Source organism: Vibrio sp. Vb1026, assembly GCF_033338745.1.
Taxonomy (GTDB): Bacteria; Pseudomonadota; Gammaproteobacteria; order Enterobacterales; family Vibrionaceae; genus Vibrio; species Vibrio alginolyticus.
Genome location: NZ_JAWOTH010000001.1, coordinates 510,967 through 526,224, shown reverse-complemented (window position 1 = coordinate 526,224; position 15,258 = coordinate 510,967). Strand labels below are relative to the sequence as shown.

Below are 15,258 nucleotides of genomic sequence, written 5' to 3'. Positions count from 1 at the left end.
TAGGATAGATGAAGTATTCAATCTCTCGACAATTTGAAAAGAACCGAGAACTCCAAGCTGATAATTTTGTTTTAGTTTACCAAATGGGCAAAGTTGGCTCCTCATCAATTGAGCACACGCTAGGGGAGAAAAATATCCCGAGCTATCACATCCACACCTTTGATGATCACGAAGAATTTCACATGTATCACAATAAAAAAGACGTGAGTAAATTCTTCGACTTCCGAAACCGCGCACTCTATCGCTTAGTGCTCAAGCAGCGAAAACGTATCTTACAAAAACGAGAACAGATTAAAATCGTTACGCTGGTCCGCGATCCAATCGCAACTGTCTTTTCTCGCTTCTTTCAAGATCTCCATTTGCAATTTATCGAAGGCAAAAAGAACGATGCAATTCACCGAGATATGGAAGTCACGTATCAGCACCTCGAGCATTGTTTTGATAACTATATCAATCTCAACTATTTTGCGGACTGGTTCGACAACGAGTTAAAGCGTAATTTCAATATCGATGTGATGCGCCAAGAGCTGGACAACACTCAACCTTTCTTCACATTCCAGAACGATCAGGCCAACGTCATGCTAATCAAATGCGAACAGCTCAGTTCTCTTGATAAAGAAATCGGTGAGTTTCTTGAGTTGCAAGACTTCGTGCTGAAAAACAGCAACGAAGCGAAAAACAAGTGGTACTCCAATATCCACCAACACTTTAAGAATCACTACGACTTCTCAAAACTGTTCTATATGTACGATCTTCCCTTGTATCGCCACGTTTATTCAGAGCAAGAGCGTGATGCTTTTAAACACAAATGGATGCAAACACCAGGGACAAAATCATCATGAAGAAAGTGCTCCATGTTACAGAAGCATTTGGAGGTGGCGTTCAAACTGCTCTCTATAGTTATGTTCACTCATCCAGAGACGAGCCTTATCAGCATTTCTTGCTAGCCAGAGCCCGAGAAAACGACTTGACCAATGAGAACAACCACCACATTTTCGTACAGACAAAGTGGGTAGAAGGCGGCTTGCTTCAATTTATTCGCGATGCAAACCACATGATTGCATCACTTGGTCCCGACGTCGTGCATTTGCACTCGAGTAAAGCAGGATTTCTCGGCCGATTTCTAAAGCTTGGCAAGGCACGCTTGGTTTACACACCGCACTGTTATGCCTTCGAACGTGAAGATATCTCAGAGCTTGCACGCCAGATCTATAAAGCACTAGAGAAAGTAAAACTGAGCAAAATTGATGTGGTTGCAGGCTGTAGCCAACGAGAGTGTGACCTAGCCATTAGCATTGGTGCGAAACGTGCCGAACTGCTCAACAACTACGTGTCTTATCAAAGTGAAGATCGTATAGAGCGAGACAAGCAAGAAGCGCTGAAGCTCATTGTACTTGGTCGTGTCGCGCCCCAAAAAGATCCTCAGTTTCTTATCAGCACATTGCAGTTCCTTAATCGGTATGCGCTTAACCGCCCGATAGAGATCACATGGATAGGTGGCGGTGACCAAGTACTCGAACAGAAATTACGTACTGAAAATGTGGATGTAACGGGTATGCTGCCTCGCGATGAGGTAGTTGAAAAGCTCAAAGGTTCAGACCTTTATCTACACACTGCAGCATGGGAAGGGATGCCGTTAACCATTCTAGAAGCATCCAAGTTACATCTTCCTATGGTTATTCGGACCATCGGCGCAACCAAAGATCTCAACTACCCGTTTTTAGCGCTCACACCTGAAGAAATGGCCAAGCAGATCGCGCATTGTGTCAATCATTATGAAGAGATCGATTTTCGCCAATATACAGCAGAATTAAACAATGCCTTCAGTGAAGAAAAACAGCGCCTAGCACTCAATAAACTATACGGTTAAATGCTCCTATGTTTCACACTGTTCAACAAAAATTACTGTTGATGCCCAGCGGTAAAAAAAGCTTGTTATCTACTGGATTAAAAACCGCAATCACGCGTGTGTTGAGTGCGCTATTTGCTTTTTTACTGACTCTGATTGTATCGAAGACCAGTGACGCTTCGACGGCCGGTCAATTCTTCTTTTTATTCAACCTAGTCTCGCTACTCACCATCGTTTCTCAGCTAGGTTTTGATGTCTCGTTAGTTCGTTACAATGCGATCGCTTTTAATAACAAAGAGAAGCTTGAACAAAGCCAAAACTATAAAACCGCACTTTATCGAAGTATGGCATTTTGCTTGCTCGCCATAGGCGTTTTGTTAGCAGGGTTTAATCTGTTTCCAGAACAGCTAAACCAGACTCAATCACCAATGTATGCGATTACTTTATGCTTGCTTTGCATACCTTTCTTGGTGCTTGCGCAAACCAACAGTCGGGTGCTTCAAGCATGTAGAAAAGTTGTATCATCTCTGTTTGCGTTGCAGCTTGGGGTAAGCATGTTGATGGTCATTTTTGTCTTTGCCCTAGACTATATCGGTCAGCAAAATATCAACAATCTAATGACCGCACTGCTTTTAGCGAGCATAGGTGTCGCGGTCATATCTAGTGCCAATTGGCTTGGCTCAGATCAATATCAAACATCGGCTTTCGTACCAAACAAAAAAATGGTCGCTTCTGCCAAGCAAGTCTGGGTTGGCAGTATCTTCACGAATGTTCTTCAATGGGGAAGCCTTGTTATTGCGGGCTTTTTTATCTCAACAGCGGAAATCGGTTTGTTAGCCGCAGCCCAACGCACATCACTACTGATTGGCTTTGTGCTGATTACCATTAACTTTGTGGTCGCCCCGATGTTTGCATCTATCTACAAAGAGCGTCAAATGCTCAAACTGCAGAATCTGAGCCGCTTGGCGTGCCGAGCCAATGTTGGTTTAGCGATTGTACCCGTAATTATTTGTACCCTCTTCCCCGAGTTTGTAATGCAGTTTTTTGGTGAGGAGTTTCTCGCTGCGGCACCACTATTAGTCGTCCTTTCTCTGGGGCAGTTAGTCAATGTGGCAACTGGTTCGGTAGGTTTTTTATTATTAATGAGTGGTCATGAGAGAACCATGAAATACATTACAATTTCCTCCGGTACGGTGTCCATCTGCCTACTTGTTACGCTTTGCCAAATGTTTGGGGTGATTGGTGCAGCGTGGGCAATGGCAATTGGCATGGCTATCCAGAATTTAGCTGCACTGTACTTTGTAAAACGTTACTTAGGCTTCTTTCCAATAGGTTAATTATGGCTTTAATACTGGCACGCACGAGTTTTGTTTTAGTCCTGATGCTAACCGCTTCACTCTCTTTGTGGAAAAGCTCTGACCTACACCATACTGCTTACCTGCAAATGGAAACCTACTTAGGCGGATCGAGTACGCTTCACTTTACTTTCAGTTTATTGATCGGCTTTTTATCGGTCTTCACGTTCCCTTCTCTGGTGAGCTCGAATAAAACCGACGTTTTTGGGATTCGTCTTTTGCTACTGCTGTTGGCTATCGTTTCAATGGAAGAAATGAGCCAACTTTTTATTCCAAATCGATCATTTAGTTTTGATGATCTCAGCACCAACTGGATAGGCGTAATCTCAGGTTACTTTAGTGCCAAGTTAATTCGCTTCATCCGCACTCGATCGTTCTAGTAATACAGGAATCTCTGGGGGATTTGGGTATATAATTACGCCAAACAACCAGACTAACGAGTACATCATGCCATCTCATCCAACCAAGATTACTTTTTTTGAATTCTTAACCCCGTTGATCACGTCAGGCAAAAAGACGATAACGATTCGAGATGAATCAGAAAGCCATTACGTTCCCAATACAGAAGTCGAAGTTTTTACCTTAGAAACGGATCGTAAAGTCTGCGATATCAAGATACGTTCTGTAGAACCACTTCACTTTGAAGATATTAATGAGTTTCATGCAGAACAAGAATCCATCGAACTACCAAAACTCAAGCAGTTAATTCGAGAAATCTACCCAAATACCGACACGCTATTTGTTATTGAGTATGAGCTGATTAAATAACCCACAACAAAGGCTAGACGACTGGTCTAATTCATTCTATAGTACACTTCATGAACGCAAAGACGAATGACACACGCCAACATATTCTCGACGTCGGATACGAGTTGATCGTAAACCGAGGGTTCACGAGTGTTGGTCTTTCAGAGCTATTAAAAAAGGCCGCAGTGCCAAAAGGCTCGTTTTATCATTACTTCAAATCCAAAGAACAATTTGGTGAAGCGATGATTCAAGACTACTTTACTAAGTATTTTGAGCGTTTAAACGCACGCTTTACCAATACTGAACTGAGTGGCTACCAACGCCTAATGAGCTATTTCGAAGAAATGGTCAAAGTAGAAGACGACGTGTGTAATGCGAACAAATGTTTATTGGTTAAGTTAAGTGCAGAAGTCTCCGATCTCTCAGAGTCAATGCGCTTGGCATTACGCCAAGGAGCAGACAAAACCATTCAAGCGATAGCGGATTGCATTGACATCGGCATTCAAGATGGCTCAATCCCCAATGGTGACGGTGCGTTATTAGCAAGGCAGATATACTACCTTTGGAATGGCGCTAGCTTGCTGAACAAACTTTATCAAGATCAGGCAGCATTGACGCAAAGTCTGACCTATACTCAACACTTACTGCAGAATACGCGCACTTGCCCATAACGGGCGGCGTGGAAGCAGAATGAACACCCTACACACGTTTCACTGTCAGAAAAAGCGTCAGTGTTAACACAGTAAACCTTCCCGCTTTAAATAAGCGGGATATTTTGAAATAAATACTAGACGACCGGTCTAATCAACAAGTGAGATAGATATGACTAACGCAACAAATCGCAGAATCGTACTCGCGTCACGTCCCCATGGTGCACCGACACAAGAAAACTTTCGTTTAGAAGAGGTAACGAAACCGACTCCGAAAGAGGGTGAAATGCTATTGAGAACGGTTTATTTATCTCTAGATCCATACATGCGTGGTCGCATGAGTGATGCCGAATCATACGCTGACCCTGTTGCAATTGATGACGTAATGGTCGGTGGTACAGTTTGTCAGGTAGAAACATCAAACCACCCAGATTACGAAGCGGGTGAATGGGTTCTTGCCTACACCGTTGGCTGGCAAGACTACGCTATCTCAACTGGTGAGATGGTCATTAAACTTGGTAAAGAACCGCAAAATCCTTCTTACGCGCTAGGCGTTGCAGGTATGCCAGGATTTACCGCGTACATGGGTTTACTCGACATTGGTCAGCCAAAACCAGGGGAAACCATCGTGGTAGCAGCTGCTACGGGGCCTGTAGGCGCAACAGTTGGTCAAATTGGTAAAATCAAAGGTTGCCGAGTTGTTGGTATAGCAGGCGGAGAAGAAAAATGCCGTTACGCTAAAGAGGTGCTTGGTTTCGATGAGTGTATTGATCACAAAGCTGAAGACTTTGCAGAACAACTGAAAAATGCCTGTGACAAAGGTATCGATGTTTACTTCGAAAACGTAGGTGGCAAAGTATTCGAGGCTGTAATGCCACTTCTGAATACAAACGCGCGTATCCCCCTTTGTGGTTTGATTTCTCAGTACAACGCGACAGAGCTGCCTGAAGGTACCGACCACCTTCCATTACTAATGGGTAAGCTCCTGACCAAACGAATCAAGGTGCAAGGCTTCATCATTTTTGATGATTACGGACATCGTTACGGTGAATTTGCGCAAGATATTAATCAATGGTTGGCAGAAGGAAAGATCCAATACCGCGAACATCTAGTACAAGGACTGGATAATGCGCCAGAAGCATTCATCGGTCTGTTGGAAGGTAAGAATTTCGGCAAACTTGTAGTACAGATTAACGATCCATTATAAAAAGGGATATGTAAATGATTAAACTTCACCACCTCAATCAGTCTCGCTCAAAGCGCATCATTTGGTTACTTGAAGAGTTAGATGTAAATTACGAGATTGTACCCTATGTCCGTGATTCCGTGACCTTCATGGCACCGCCAGAACTAAAAAGTGTTCACCCATTAGGAAAGTCACCTGTTCTTGAAGATAACGGCGAGATTATCATTGAGTCGGGTGCAATGACCGAATATTTGATTGAGAAATACAGTGACGGAGCCTTTGCTCCTGAGCGTGGTACAAAAGCACACACAGAATATTTGCAATGGATGCACTTTGCAGAAAGCTCTGCAATTTTACCTATGTTGCTAAAAATCTTCGTAAGCAAAGAGCCAAATGAAACTCAGTTTTTATCAGGCTATGCCGACAAGGAAGCAATGAATGTACTAGGCTACTTCGAGCAATCCTTAGAAGGCAAAACTTACCTAGTAGAAGAGCGTCTGACTGGCGCAGACATCATGATGTCTTTCATTGTCGAATTGGTTCAAAAGTTTGGTTTAGTTAATCACTTCCCTAATATTGAACGTTATGGGAAACAGCTCGCGACACACCCAGCATTTGCAAAAGCTGAACAACTTGAAGTGAAGTACTCTTAATTACTTCCCCCCTTTCGCCCCTTTGATGACACGTAAAACTTCATTTAAGGGGCGATATTACTAGCATCGCAGACACGCTAACTGGATAGCGCTCCCCCCCAGTCAATCGCTTTCGATAACGTCGATTGTTATGTCAATCAAGCTAATGTAGTAAATTTCTGATTCTAATATAGTTTCGACCATAGTCACCATCTATTGAATTGATAAGCAATATCAGTTTTCTCCCCCAGCTTTTCCGTAATAACCTCCTCTACAGTTTCTAAGGTATTGAGCCCTGGAGGGGTAAAAAAAATGACAAACAAGAAATTGACTACAGCAGCAGGTTGCCCTGTCGCACATAACCAAAACGTTATGACTGCAGGTCCTCGTGGCCCTCAACTATTACAAGACGTTTGGTTCCTTGAAAAATTGGCACACTTTGACCGCGAAGTGATCCCAGAGCGTCGTATGCACGCAAAAGGTTCTGGTGCTTACGGTACGTTCACAGTAACGCACGACATCACAAAATACACTCGCGCTAAGATCTTCTCTGACATCGGCAAAAAAACAGAACTATTCGCTCGCTTCACTACTGTAGCTGGTGAGCGCGGTGCAGCAGACGCAGAACGCGACATCCGTGGTTTCGCACTAAAATTCTACACTGAAGAAGGTAACTGGGACTTGGTTGGTAACAACACACCAGTATTCTTCCTACGTGACCCACTAAAATTCCCAGACCTAAACCACGCAGTAAAACGCGACCCTCGCACTAACATGCGTAGCTCTACCAACAACTGGGATTTCTGGACATCACTACCAGAAGCATTCCACCAAGTGACTATCGTAATGAGTGACCGTGGTATCCCAGCTTCTTACCGTCATATGCATGGTTTTGGTAGCCACACATTCAGCTTCATCAACGCAGAAAACGAGCGTTACTGGGTGAAATTCCACTTCAAAACTCAGCAAGGCATCAAAAACCTAACTGACCAAGAAGCAGAAGCAATCGTAGGTAAAGACCGCGAAAGCCATCACCGTGACCTTTACGAAGCGATTGAGCGTCAAGACTTCCCTAAATGGAAGATGTACGTACAGATCATGCCTGAGCTAGAAGCGGATGAAGTCAACTTCAACCCATTCGACCTAACACGTGTATGGTCTCAAAAAGATTACCCACTGATCCCAGTTGGTGAGTTCGAACTGAACCGTAACCCAGAAAACTTCTACGCAGAAGTTGAGCAATCAGCGTTCAACCCAGCTGCAGTAGTACCTGGTATCGGCTTCTCTCCAGATAAAATGCTACAAGGTCGTCTGTTCGCTTACGGCGATGCTCAGCGTTACCGTCTAGGTGTGAACCACCATCAAATCCCAGTGAACGCACCTCGTTGCCCTGTTCACAGCTACCACCGCGATGGCGCAATGCGCGTTGATGGCAACTTTGGTTCAACACTGGGTTACGAGCCAAACTACAAACAAGAATGGGCAGAGCAACCAGATTACTCTGAGCCACCTCTACGCATCAATGGCAACGCTGATCACTACGATCATCGTGTAGACGAAGACTACTTCAGCCAAGCGGGTGACCTATTCCGTCTGATGAGCGAAGAGCAACGTCAAACTCTGCTCGATAACACAGCTCGCGCAATGGACGGTGTACCAGAGTTCATCCAACAGCGCCACGTTCAACACGCATACCAAGCGGACGAAGCGTACGGCAAAGGTCTTGAAATTGCACTAGGCTTAAACAAGTAAGCGAACGCTGCAATCATTACACTGTGTGATTTAAAGACGAAAAAAAGGAGGTGCTCTACAGCACCTCCTGATTTCAAATCACTAATCCTTAATCACAAGTCACAAACCATGCTCAAGGAGATTCATTATGATTAACTTAGATTTCTTTAAGCTCTTTGATACCAAAGAACTGTTTATCTATTACTGATTCATCAACTACTGATTTTTAGCTACCGCTTTGATCAGTACTGATGTATCCATGCGACCTAAACCATCACGTTGAAGGTCTGCGTATTGCTCATCCACTTTCTTAGTCAGTGGAAGTTCTAGACCCACTCGCTCAGCTTCTTGCAGACAGAAACCTAAGTCTTTGCGCATCCAATCAATAGCGAAGCCAAAATCGAACTTGTCTTCAGCCATCGTATTTGCGCGGTTTTCCATCTGCCAAGAACCTGCAGCGCCATGCTTAAGCGTTTCTACAACTTGAGCGATGTCCAAGCCTGATTTTTGTGCCAGCAACAAAGCTTCACTCAGCCCTTGTAAAACGCCACCAATACAGATTTGGTTTACCATCTTACAGCGTTGACCCTGACCGTTTTCACCCAGTAGCGTCATCTGCTTCGCGTACACATCCATCGCTGGAGACACACGGTCAAAAATGCTTTGTTCACCACCACACATGATGGTTAGAACACCATTTTCTGCGCCTGCTTGACCACCAGAAACTGGCGCATCAATGAAGTGATTACCATACTTAGCACACGCTTCAGCCAGCTCAACCGCTAGGTCTGCAGAAGTGGTCGTGTGATCGACTAACACTGCATCCGCTTTCAAACCGACCAGAATGCCTTCTTCACCGTAAACAACGCTACGAACGTCATCATCATTACCCACGCAGGTAAAAACGATGTCACAGCCTTCTGCCGCTTCACGTGGTGTTTCACAAGCTACGCCTTGGTATTCTTCAGCCCATTTGTCGGCTTTCGCTTTTGTGCGGTTGTATACTTTGGTTTCAAAGCCCGCTTTACTTAGGTAACCAGCCATTGGGTATCCCATCACTCCCAGACCAATAAATGCTACTCGTTGTTTTTCCATTGCACGCTTCCCTTAGTTCACCTGACTGAAATGTTTCGTAACATGCTACTAAAGAATTGAAATCATTACTCGTGATTTCTCTTTCCACGGTCTCGATGATCCAGTATTTCAGTTCGTTTATTGCGCCTTCTACACCCCTTTACTTGACGATTAGCATAACAGTCAAAGCACTTAAAAAGGTTTACTACTGCTTAGCATGGAACATCGCTTGCCCACTCTTGTCCTTGTTCGACCAGAAATTGATGTTGAACTGAGCATCATCGCTCATCTCAATGCGGTGCCAGTACTGCGGTGGACTTGTAGCAAACTGGCCTGCATTAATCACCACCACTACTTCTGCTTCTGTGGCATTTTCATCAGCAAAGCCGTAGTAAGTCACTTGCCCTTCCATGACGCAAAGCTGTCCAAACACTCCCTCAGCGGTATTGTGATGAGTCAGTAGCGCTGGTGGCACATTGTCTTTAGTGAAGAAAGGCGTTGAACGTTGAACAGTCCAGTCTTTAGGAATTCGTAGATGCGACATAATGATACCCTCTCTAATTACAATTCTTTTCGTTTAAATCGGTTAAGCCTGACCGGCTTGAGACAACTCTCGAAGTAATGGAAATGCTTGCGTAACTTGTTCTCCCGTCACGACGAAGCCCATGAGTCGGCTATTTTCATCCTCTGCTTTCGCGGCAATGCCAGTTTGAGAAATCTGCACGCTCCAATTCGTCACCGAACTAAAATCGCCTGCCAATTGAATTGGATAACTCGGTGTTTTGACCTTTACCATCATAGGCGGTAGTTTCAACTCTGCTTCTTGCCCTAGTAGCTGTTTGCCCAAAGCATTGGCACTTAGCACGATCGGTTGGAGATAAGGCATCATTCGACCTTGGATTTCAGCACAATCACCTAATGCGAACACATTGGCTGCTGATGTCTGTAATCGGGCATTCACCTCAATGCCTTTATTGACACTCAACCCACAAGCCTTCGCTAACCAAGTGTTAGCACGTAAACCCGCCGCTGAAATCACTACATCAGCTTCAATTGCTTTACCTTGGCTCAAGCTTGCCACCAGCGAATCATTTGAGTGATTAATCGCAGCAACTCCAGTCTCCAAGGCAAGTTGAATACCTTGCTGCTTAAGTTGGTTCTCCAACGGCAATGCGACGAATTCAGGAATCAAGTTAGCGAGCAAACGGGGATTTGGCTCAACCACCGTAACCGCTTTACCACTGGTTGCGAGATCCATGGCGATCTCGACGCCGATCAAACCACCACCCATTACTAGAATTCGTTCCGCGCGGCTAATTTGCTCTTCCGCTAATTGATATTCTTGTAGCGAGTTCAGCGTTATCACCTCAGGTGCTGCACCACCAGATATTGGCGGCACAAAGGCTTTCGCGCCTGTCGCAAACACCAGTTTTGAGTAAGGGTAGGCTTGACCATTGACTAACACTTGCTGAGCTTGCACGTCGACATGCTCAATCATGGTATGGGCGAACAGTTCGATGTTGTGTTCCTGTGCAAACGCCTCACCACTTTTAACTACCAAATCTTGGGCGGTTTGCTTGTTACTGAATACATGACTCAAATCGGGCTTGTTGTATTCCGCGCCATCATCAGCAGTAAACACTTGCAGCGGAATATGTGCGTCCATTCGACGCACTGTTTTCACCAATTGGTAAGCCGCAAAGCCGCTACCAATAATCACAATAGATGCTTGCATATTCTCCCCCTTACCCGTTGTATTCGACAAAGACGTCTTTACCCAAGTGGCATTCTGGGCACAAGAAGTAATCTGGCACTTCAGACCATGCCATGCCCGGTTCAACGCCTTGATTAGGCTCGCCTTTAGTTGGGTCGTATACCCAATTACAAACGGTGCAAACCATGCATTGACAACCTGCAGGATGCGCCTCAGTACTAGGGTTGCTAGAAGCAGCATCTACTGCCGCTTGTGTTGCTACTTGTGCAGCGGGTTGTGATTGAACTTGTGGTGCAGACGCAGCAATCGCCAGCGAAGTAACAGGACTTGTCAGGTCATGCTTTGCCCACAATTTCGCGATGTTTTGACCATGTTCGCGACATTCACGCATCGCTTTACCATCTGGTCGCCATTTGGTTTTCAAACTCACCGCGGTTTCAAAGCCTGCGTCAGTCAATCGAGCATGGATACGATCCACCGCACCACCGTTCCAACCGTAGCTACCGAACGCAGCGGCTTTCTTCGCCTTAAAGCGCAGACCGGTAATTTCTTCTAGCATGCCTGCGATCTTCGGCATCATGACGTTATTCATGGTAGAAGAACCAACCAAGATGCCTTTTGAGCGGAATACGTTGGCGAGAATTTCATTCTTATCATGCTTAGAGACATTAAAGACTTTGACCGCCACGCCAGGGTCGACATCGTGAATGCCTTGCGCAATGGCATCAGCCATCATTCGAGTGTTGTTTGACATAGAGTCGTAGAAAATCGTAATGCGATCTTCTTTATAATTGTCTGCCCATACCAAGTATTGCTCGATGATTTGAACCGGATTATCGCGCCATACAATACCGTGTGACGTAGCGATCATGTCGACAGGTAAATTAAAGCTCAGCACTTCTTTGATTTTAGCGGTTACCAAGTTGCTGAATGGCGTTAGGATATTTGAGTAGTAACGCAAACACTGTTCCATCAACTCATTTTGATCCACTTCATCATTGAATAAGCGTTCATCGCAGTAGTGCTGACCAAATGCGTCATTGCTGAATAACACTGCATCGCCAGTTAGGTAAGTCATCATGCTGTCTGGCCAATGCAGCATCGGCGCTTCCACGAACACCAATTGCTTACCGTTACCAATATCGATACTGTCGCCCGTTTTTACGGTTTTGAAGTTCCACTCAGGATGGTGATGATGACCCACAATTGAATCAATCGCCGCTTCTGTACAGTAAATTGGCGTGTTCGGAATTTTCTCCATCAATGCCGACAATGCGCCTGAGTGATCTTCTTCTGCATGGTTTACCACGATAAAGTCGATAGACTTAAGGTCGATTTCCATCTCTAAATTTTGGATGAATTGTTGACTGAATCGATGATCGACCGTATCAATCAATACGGTTTTCTCTTCACGAATTAGATAACTGTTGTAGCTGGTACCTTTTGTCATTTTGTATTCTGTACCGTGGAAGTCTTGAACTTCCCAATCGCGTTGACCTACCCAGTGGATGTTGTTTTTTACGTGAATTGTCATAATTACTACCTTGAATGACGGGATAAACAAAAATAATTTCTTCTTGTATTGCACTGGGCGTGCCAACTTTTAATTGCTATATATTTCAATATCTTAATTAAAACCCAACTCTAATAGCTGTCATTTAGACACAGTTGAAAATTGTCATTTAGACACTACAATAGTCATATTGACACAATCGGTATTGGCTATGACTTCTTTAATCGCGCAATGGCTACACATCACGCAAGACCTTAACTCGGCGCTCACTCAACAGGCTCGCTTCGAGACGTTGTTAACCACGATTCGGGAGGTATTGAAGTGTGACTCTTCTGCCCTTCTTTTGTATGAAGACCAGCACTTTAAACCTTTAGCAATCAATGGATTGGCGAAAGAAGTGCTTGGACGCCGTTTCTCCATTGAGCAGCACCCAAGATTAGAAGCCATTGCCCGAGCAGGTGATATCGTGCGCTTTCCCTCCGACAGCGACTTACCTGATCCATACGATGGCTTGATTCCAAACCACGATGACAAACTGCATGTTCATTCCTGCATTGGTTTACCTCTGCTGATCGACGATCAACTGATTGGTGCCATTACGATTGACGCCTTCGACCCCAACCAGTTTGATGGACTACGCAACCAAGAGCTACGTTTTGTCAGCGCATTAGCAGCTGGTGGCCTACACACTGCACTCCTACTAGAACAACTAGAGACACAAGCGAGCCTGCCACGCGACTCTTACGCCGAGAAACGCACTTTAAGTAATGAAATCATTGGCAACTCTCAGGGCATGAAGAATCTTCAAGAGCAGATTGATGCAGTCGCCGATACTGAATTGTCTGTGCTAGTGATGGGAGAAACGGGCGTGGGTAAAGAGTTGGTTGCGAGCGCTATTCACCATCGCTCTAGTCGCTCTAGCAATACTTTGGTTTACCTCAACTGTGCGGCGCTGCCGGAATCAGTCGCGGAAAGCGAGTTGTTCGGCCATATCAAAGGCGCATTCACAGGCGCAATCAGTAATCGTAAGGGTAAGTTCGAACAAGCCGACGGCGGCACACTGTTTTTGGATGAAGTCGGCGAACTGTCGTTAGAGCTGCAAGCCAAGTTACTTCGAGCCCTACAATACGGCGACATTCAACGTGTGGGTGATGACCGCCATATTCGAGTCAATACACGCATCGTCGCCGCCACCAACCGTATATTGCATGAAGAAGTAACCTCTGGGCGTTTTCGAGCCGACTTATATCATCGTCTAAGCGTCTTCCCGCTTCATGTTCCACCTCTTCGTGAACGTGAAGACGATGTGGTGTTACTCGCAGGCTTTTTTGCCGAGCGCTTAAGAAGCAAACTGGGACTGAACAGCATTCGTTTGTCCCCCACTTTAGTGCAAGCACTCAAAGACTATTCATGGCCAGGCAACGTACGAGAGCTTGAACATGTCATTAAACGTGCCGGTGTTTTGGCAAAATCGCGCGCTCACGCCATGGACATTGAGCTAGTTGAGCAAGATTTTGATATTCGAACGCCGAATCAGAACATCAAGAACGTTGAAGAAACGGAAAAAAAACGTCAGCTTGAGCTACCAGAAGGCGGATTAAAACCAGCCACAGACGCCTTCCAAAAAGCGATGATTGTTCGAGCTCTGGAAGAGAACCAAGGTAACTGGGCAGCAACCGCACGCCAGCTTGAAATAGATAACGGCAATTTGCACCGCTTAGCAAAACGCCTAGGGATAAAATAGACACTAACGAATATCACCTAATATGGATATTCATCGCCAAATAATGTGCCTGATGCCCAACCGCGCACTCAGCCCACCATAAGTAGTGGGCTGAGTGCTCAGATAGAATAGCCACCTAAGTTTGACGGTATTTTCTTCTAAATTTTATTGTCTTGAACCACCTCACAGATTTAATAACCCTTAACAATAAACACAATAATAGTTAAGGTATTTTTATGAGCTAGATCTAATAAAATTAAATATATAGTATTTATTTTAAGAATTTAAACTTTCAAAGTTCATCATAATAAATACAACCTCTATATATACACTTTACCTTCAAAAAACATCAAAATATAATCCCTTCGATAAAAAACACTTAAATGAATTTAACTGTATAAAAGTGAGGAGAATAAAATATGGGATATGGGGCGACAGTATATTCATTAGATACTGAAAAGGTTTTTAACGTACTAAAGAATGAGCGTAATCCAGAGCTAGAAAAAGCCATCATGGAAAGGTGTCAAGACTCCTTTAAGGCGATTAATGAAATGCTGGAAAGTAGTGGCGAAAGCATCCGAGCTGAAGAGCTTCTTATGCAAATGTTGTCTGAAGAGATAAAATACAGTCACTTGGGTTACGCCTATGCTTACTTGCTTGAAGCTATATGTAAGATAACTGGTTATTACTTATCCAATAACTCTTGGTATCCTTGCGATGTAAACGATTTCTGCGATATTCCATTCACTAATACCGATTATCCTATAAAATTCCCATTCCCTGACGATTTCCCTGTTGTTTTTATGATAAAAAATCAAGATATTCACCAAGATAACGTTGACTTCGGAGGCTTATCAGAGCAACAAATATCTGAAGTCAAGAGCTGGTACACTCATGCAGTCGTAAACAATCGTGACTTGGTATTATTTTATTATTAATAAATCATTCAATAGTTAAAATAACAATAGGATATTAATAAAACTCTAGCTTATATTAAGATAGAGTTTTATCTATTTAACTGAAATTTTTCTAATTTTAAAAACATTATATTTCACACCTAGTTTATAGACTCTGTGTATAGTGT

Annotated in this window: 15 protein-coding genes; 11 read left to right on the top strand and 4 right to left on the bottom strand. The window is 44.2% G+C overall.

The window, feature by feature from the left end:
- The first annotated feature begins 8 nt into the window (after nucleotides 1–8).
- The 9 genes from R7E47_RS02435 to R7E47_RS02395 all read left to right on the top strand — a co-directional run bounded on the left by R7E47_RS02435 (nucleotide 9) and on the right by R7E47_RS02395 (nucleotide 8,171).
- On the top strand, nucleotides 9–842 hold the full coding sequence (locus R7E47_RS02435) for a putative capsular polysaccharide synthesis family protein (RefSeq protein ID WP_005375258.1): 834 nt from the start codon (nucleotides 9–11) through the stop codon (nucleotides 840–842).
- Nucleotides 839–1,870: a glycosyltransferase family 4 protein gene (locus tag R7E47_RS02430; protein ID WP_318083679.1), complete on the top strand. Its 1,032-nt coding sequence runs from the start codon at nucleotides 839–841 to the stop codon at nucleotides 1,868–1,870. The genes R7E47_RS02435 and R7E47_RS02430 overlap by 4 nt, the downstream gene beginning before the upstream one ends.
- 8 nt (nucleotides 1,871–1,878) lie before the next feature.
- Complete coding sequence (locus tag R7E47_RS02425; RefSeq protein WP_005375249.1) at nucleotides 1,879–3,186, top strand: oligosaccharide flippase family protein; 1,308 nt, start codon at nucleotides 1,879–1,881, stop codon at nucleotides 3,184–3,186.
- 2 nt (nucleotides 3,187–3,188) lie between these two features.
- Nucleotides 3,189–3,584 carry a VanZ family protein gene (locus R7E47_RS02420; RefSeq protein WP_005375248.1) on the top strand — a complete coding sequence of 132 codons (396 nt, stop codon included), beginning with the start codon at nucleotides 3,189–3,191 and terminating at the stop codon, nucleotides 3,582–3,584.
- 67 nt (nucleotides 3,585–3,651) lie between these two features.
- Nucleotides 3,652–3,972, top strand: a complete 321-nt coding sequence (yqfB, locus tag R7E47_RS02415; protein ID WP_005375246.1) for a N(4)-acetylcytidine aminohydrolase — start codon at nucleotides 3,652–3,654, stop codon at nucleotides 3,970–3,972.
- Between the two features lie 50 nt (nucleotides 3,973–4,022).
- Nucleotides 4,023–4,622 (top strand): TetR/AcrR family transcriptional regulator, encoded by a 600-nt coding sequence (locus R7E47_RS02410; RefSeq protein ID WP_005375241.1) that lies wholly within the window; start codon nucleotides 4,023–4,025, stop codon nucleotides 4,620–4,622.
- Nucleotides 4,623–4,773: 151 nt separating this feature from the next.
- On the top strand, nucleotides 4,774–5,808 hold the full coding sequence (locus R7E47_RS02405) for an NADP-dependent oxidoreductase (RefSeq protein ID WP_005375239.1): 1,035 nt from the start codon (nucleotides 4,774–4,776) through the stop codon (nucleotides 5,806–5,808).
- Between the two features lie 14 nt (nucleotides 5,809–5,822).
- Nucleotides 5,823–6,440, top strand: coding sequence for a glutathione S-transferase family protein (locus R7E47_RS02400; protein WP_005375238.1), 618 nt, complete (start codon nucleotides 5,823–5,825; stop codon nucleotides 6,438–6,440).
- A 291-nt stretch (nucleotides 6,441–6,731) separates the two neighbouring features.
- Nucleotides 6,732–8,171, top strand: a complete 1,440-nt coding sequence (locus tag R7E47_RS02395; protein ID WP_033906756.1) for a catalase — start codon at nucleotides 6,732–6,734, stop codon at nucleotides 8,169–8,171.
- Nucleotides 8,172–8,366: 195 nt separating this feature from the next.
- Here R7E47_RS02395 and R7E47_RS02390 read toward each other — a convergent pair whose 3' ends face one another.
- The 4 genes from R7E47_RS02390 to norV form a co-directional block, all read right to left on the bottom strand.
- On the bottom strand, nucleotides 8,367–9,245 hold the full coding sequence (locus tag R7E47_RS02390; RefSeq protein ID WP_005375233.1) for an NAD(P)-dependent oxidoreductase: 879 nt from the start codon (nucleotides 9,243–9,245) through the stop codon (nucleotides 8,367–8,369).
- Nucleotides 9,246–9,429: 184 nt separating this feature from the next.
- A complete protein-coding gene (locus R7E47_RS02385) occupies nucleotides 9,430–9,768 on the bottom strand; it encodes a DUF1971 domain-containing protein (RefSeq protein ID WP_005375231.1) in 339 nt (112 codons plus the stop codon).
- A gap of 42 nt (nucleotides 9,769–9,810) precedes the next feature.
- Nucleotides 9,811–10,959: an NADH:flavorubredoxin reductase NorW gene (norW, locus tag R7E47_RS02380; protein ID WP_005375228.1), complete on the bottom strand. Its 1,149-nt coding sequence runs from the start codon at nucleotides 10,957–10,959 to the stop codon at nucleotides 9,811–9,813.
- Nucleotides 10,960–10,969: 10 nt separating this feature from the next.
- Nucleotides 10,970–12,472 (bottom strand): anaerobic nitric oxide reductase flavorubredoxin, encoded by a 1,503-nt coding sequence (gene norV, locus R7E47_RS02375; protein ID WP_318083678.1) that lies wholly within the window; start codon nucleotides 12,470–12,472, stop codon nucleotides 10,970–10,972.
- A gap of 190 nt (nucleotides 12,473–12,662) precedes the next feature.
- Between norV and norR the strand changes: the two genes are divergently transcribed.
- Both norR and R7E47_RS02365 read left to right on the top strand, forming a co-directional pair.
- A complete protein-coding gene (norR, locus tag R7E47_RS02370; RefSeq protein WP_318083677.1) occupies nucleotides 12,663–14,195 on the top strand; it encodes a nitric oxide reductase transcriptional regulator NorR in 1,533 nt (510 codons plus the stop codon).
- Nucleotides 14,196–14,593: 398 nt separating this feature from the next.
- Nucleotides 14,594–15,112 carry a hypothetical protein gene (locus R7E47_RS02365; protein WP_054578641.1) on the top strand — a complete coding sequence of 173 codons (519 nt, stop codon included), beginning with the start codon at nucleotides 14,594–14,596 and terminating at the stop codon, nucleotides 15,110–15,112.
- The last annotated feature ends 146 nt before the right edge of the window (nucleotides 15,113–15,258 follow it).

Coding starts and splice junctions, on each gene's coding strand:
- R7E47_RS02435 (WP_005375258.1), top strand. CDS start 9: ATGAAGTATTCAATCTCTCGACAATTTGAAAAGAACCGAGAACTCCAA.
- R7E47_RS02430 (WP_318083679.1), top strand. CDS start 839: ATGAAGAAAGTGCTCCATGTTACAGAAGCATTTGGAGGTGGCGTTCAA.
- R7E47_RS02425 (WP_005375249.1), top strand. CDS start 1,879: ATGTTTCACACTGTTCAACAAAAATTACTGTTGATGCCCAGCGGTAAA.
- R7E47_RS02420 (WP_005375248.1), top strand. CDS start 3,189: ATGGCTTTAATACTGGCACGCACGAGTTTTGTTTTAGTCCTGATGCTA.
- yqfB (WP_005375246.1), top strand. CDS start 3,652: ATGCCATCTCATCCAACCAAGATTACTTTTTTTGAATTCTTAACCCCG.
- R7E47_RS02410 (WP_005375241.1), top strand. CDS start 4,023: ATGAACGCAAAGACGAATGACACACGCCAACATATTCTCGACGTCGGA.
- R7E47_RS02405 (WP_005375239.1), top strand. CDS start 4,774: ATGACTAACGCAACAAATCGCAGAATCGTACTCGCGTCACGTCCCCAT.
- R7E47_RS02400 (WP_005375238.1), top strand. CDS start 5,823: ATGATTAAACTTCACCACCTCAATCAGTCTCGCTCAAAGCGCATCATT.
- R7E47_RS02395 (WP_033906756.1), top strand. CDS start 6,732: ATGACAAACAAGAAATTGACTACAGCAGCAGGTTGCCCTGTCGCACAT.
- R7E47_RS02390 (WP_005375233.1), bottom strand. CDS start 9,245: ATGGAAAAACAACGAGTAGCATTTATTGGTCTGGGAGTGATGGGATAC.
- R7E47_RS02385 (WP_005375231.1), bottom strand. CDS start 9,768: ATGTCGCATCTACGAATTCCTAAAGACTGGACTGTTCAACGTTCAACG.
- norW (WP_005375228.1), bottom strand. CDS start 10,959: ATGCAAGCATCTATTGTGATTATTGGTAGCGGCTTTGCGGCTTACCAA.
- norV (WP_318083678.1), bottom strand. CDS start 12,472: ATGACAATTCACGTAAAAAACAACATCCACTGGGTAGGTCAACGCGAT.
- norR (WP_318083677.1), top strand. CDS start 12,663: ATGACTTCTTTAATCGCGCAATGGCTACACATCACGCAAGACCTTAAC.
- R7E47_RS02365 (WP_054578641.1), top strand. CDS start 14,594: ATGGGATATGGGGCGACAGTATATTCATTAGATACTGAAAAGGTTTTT.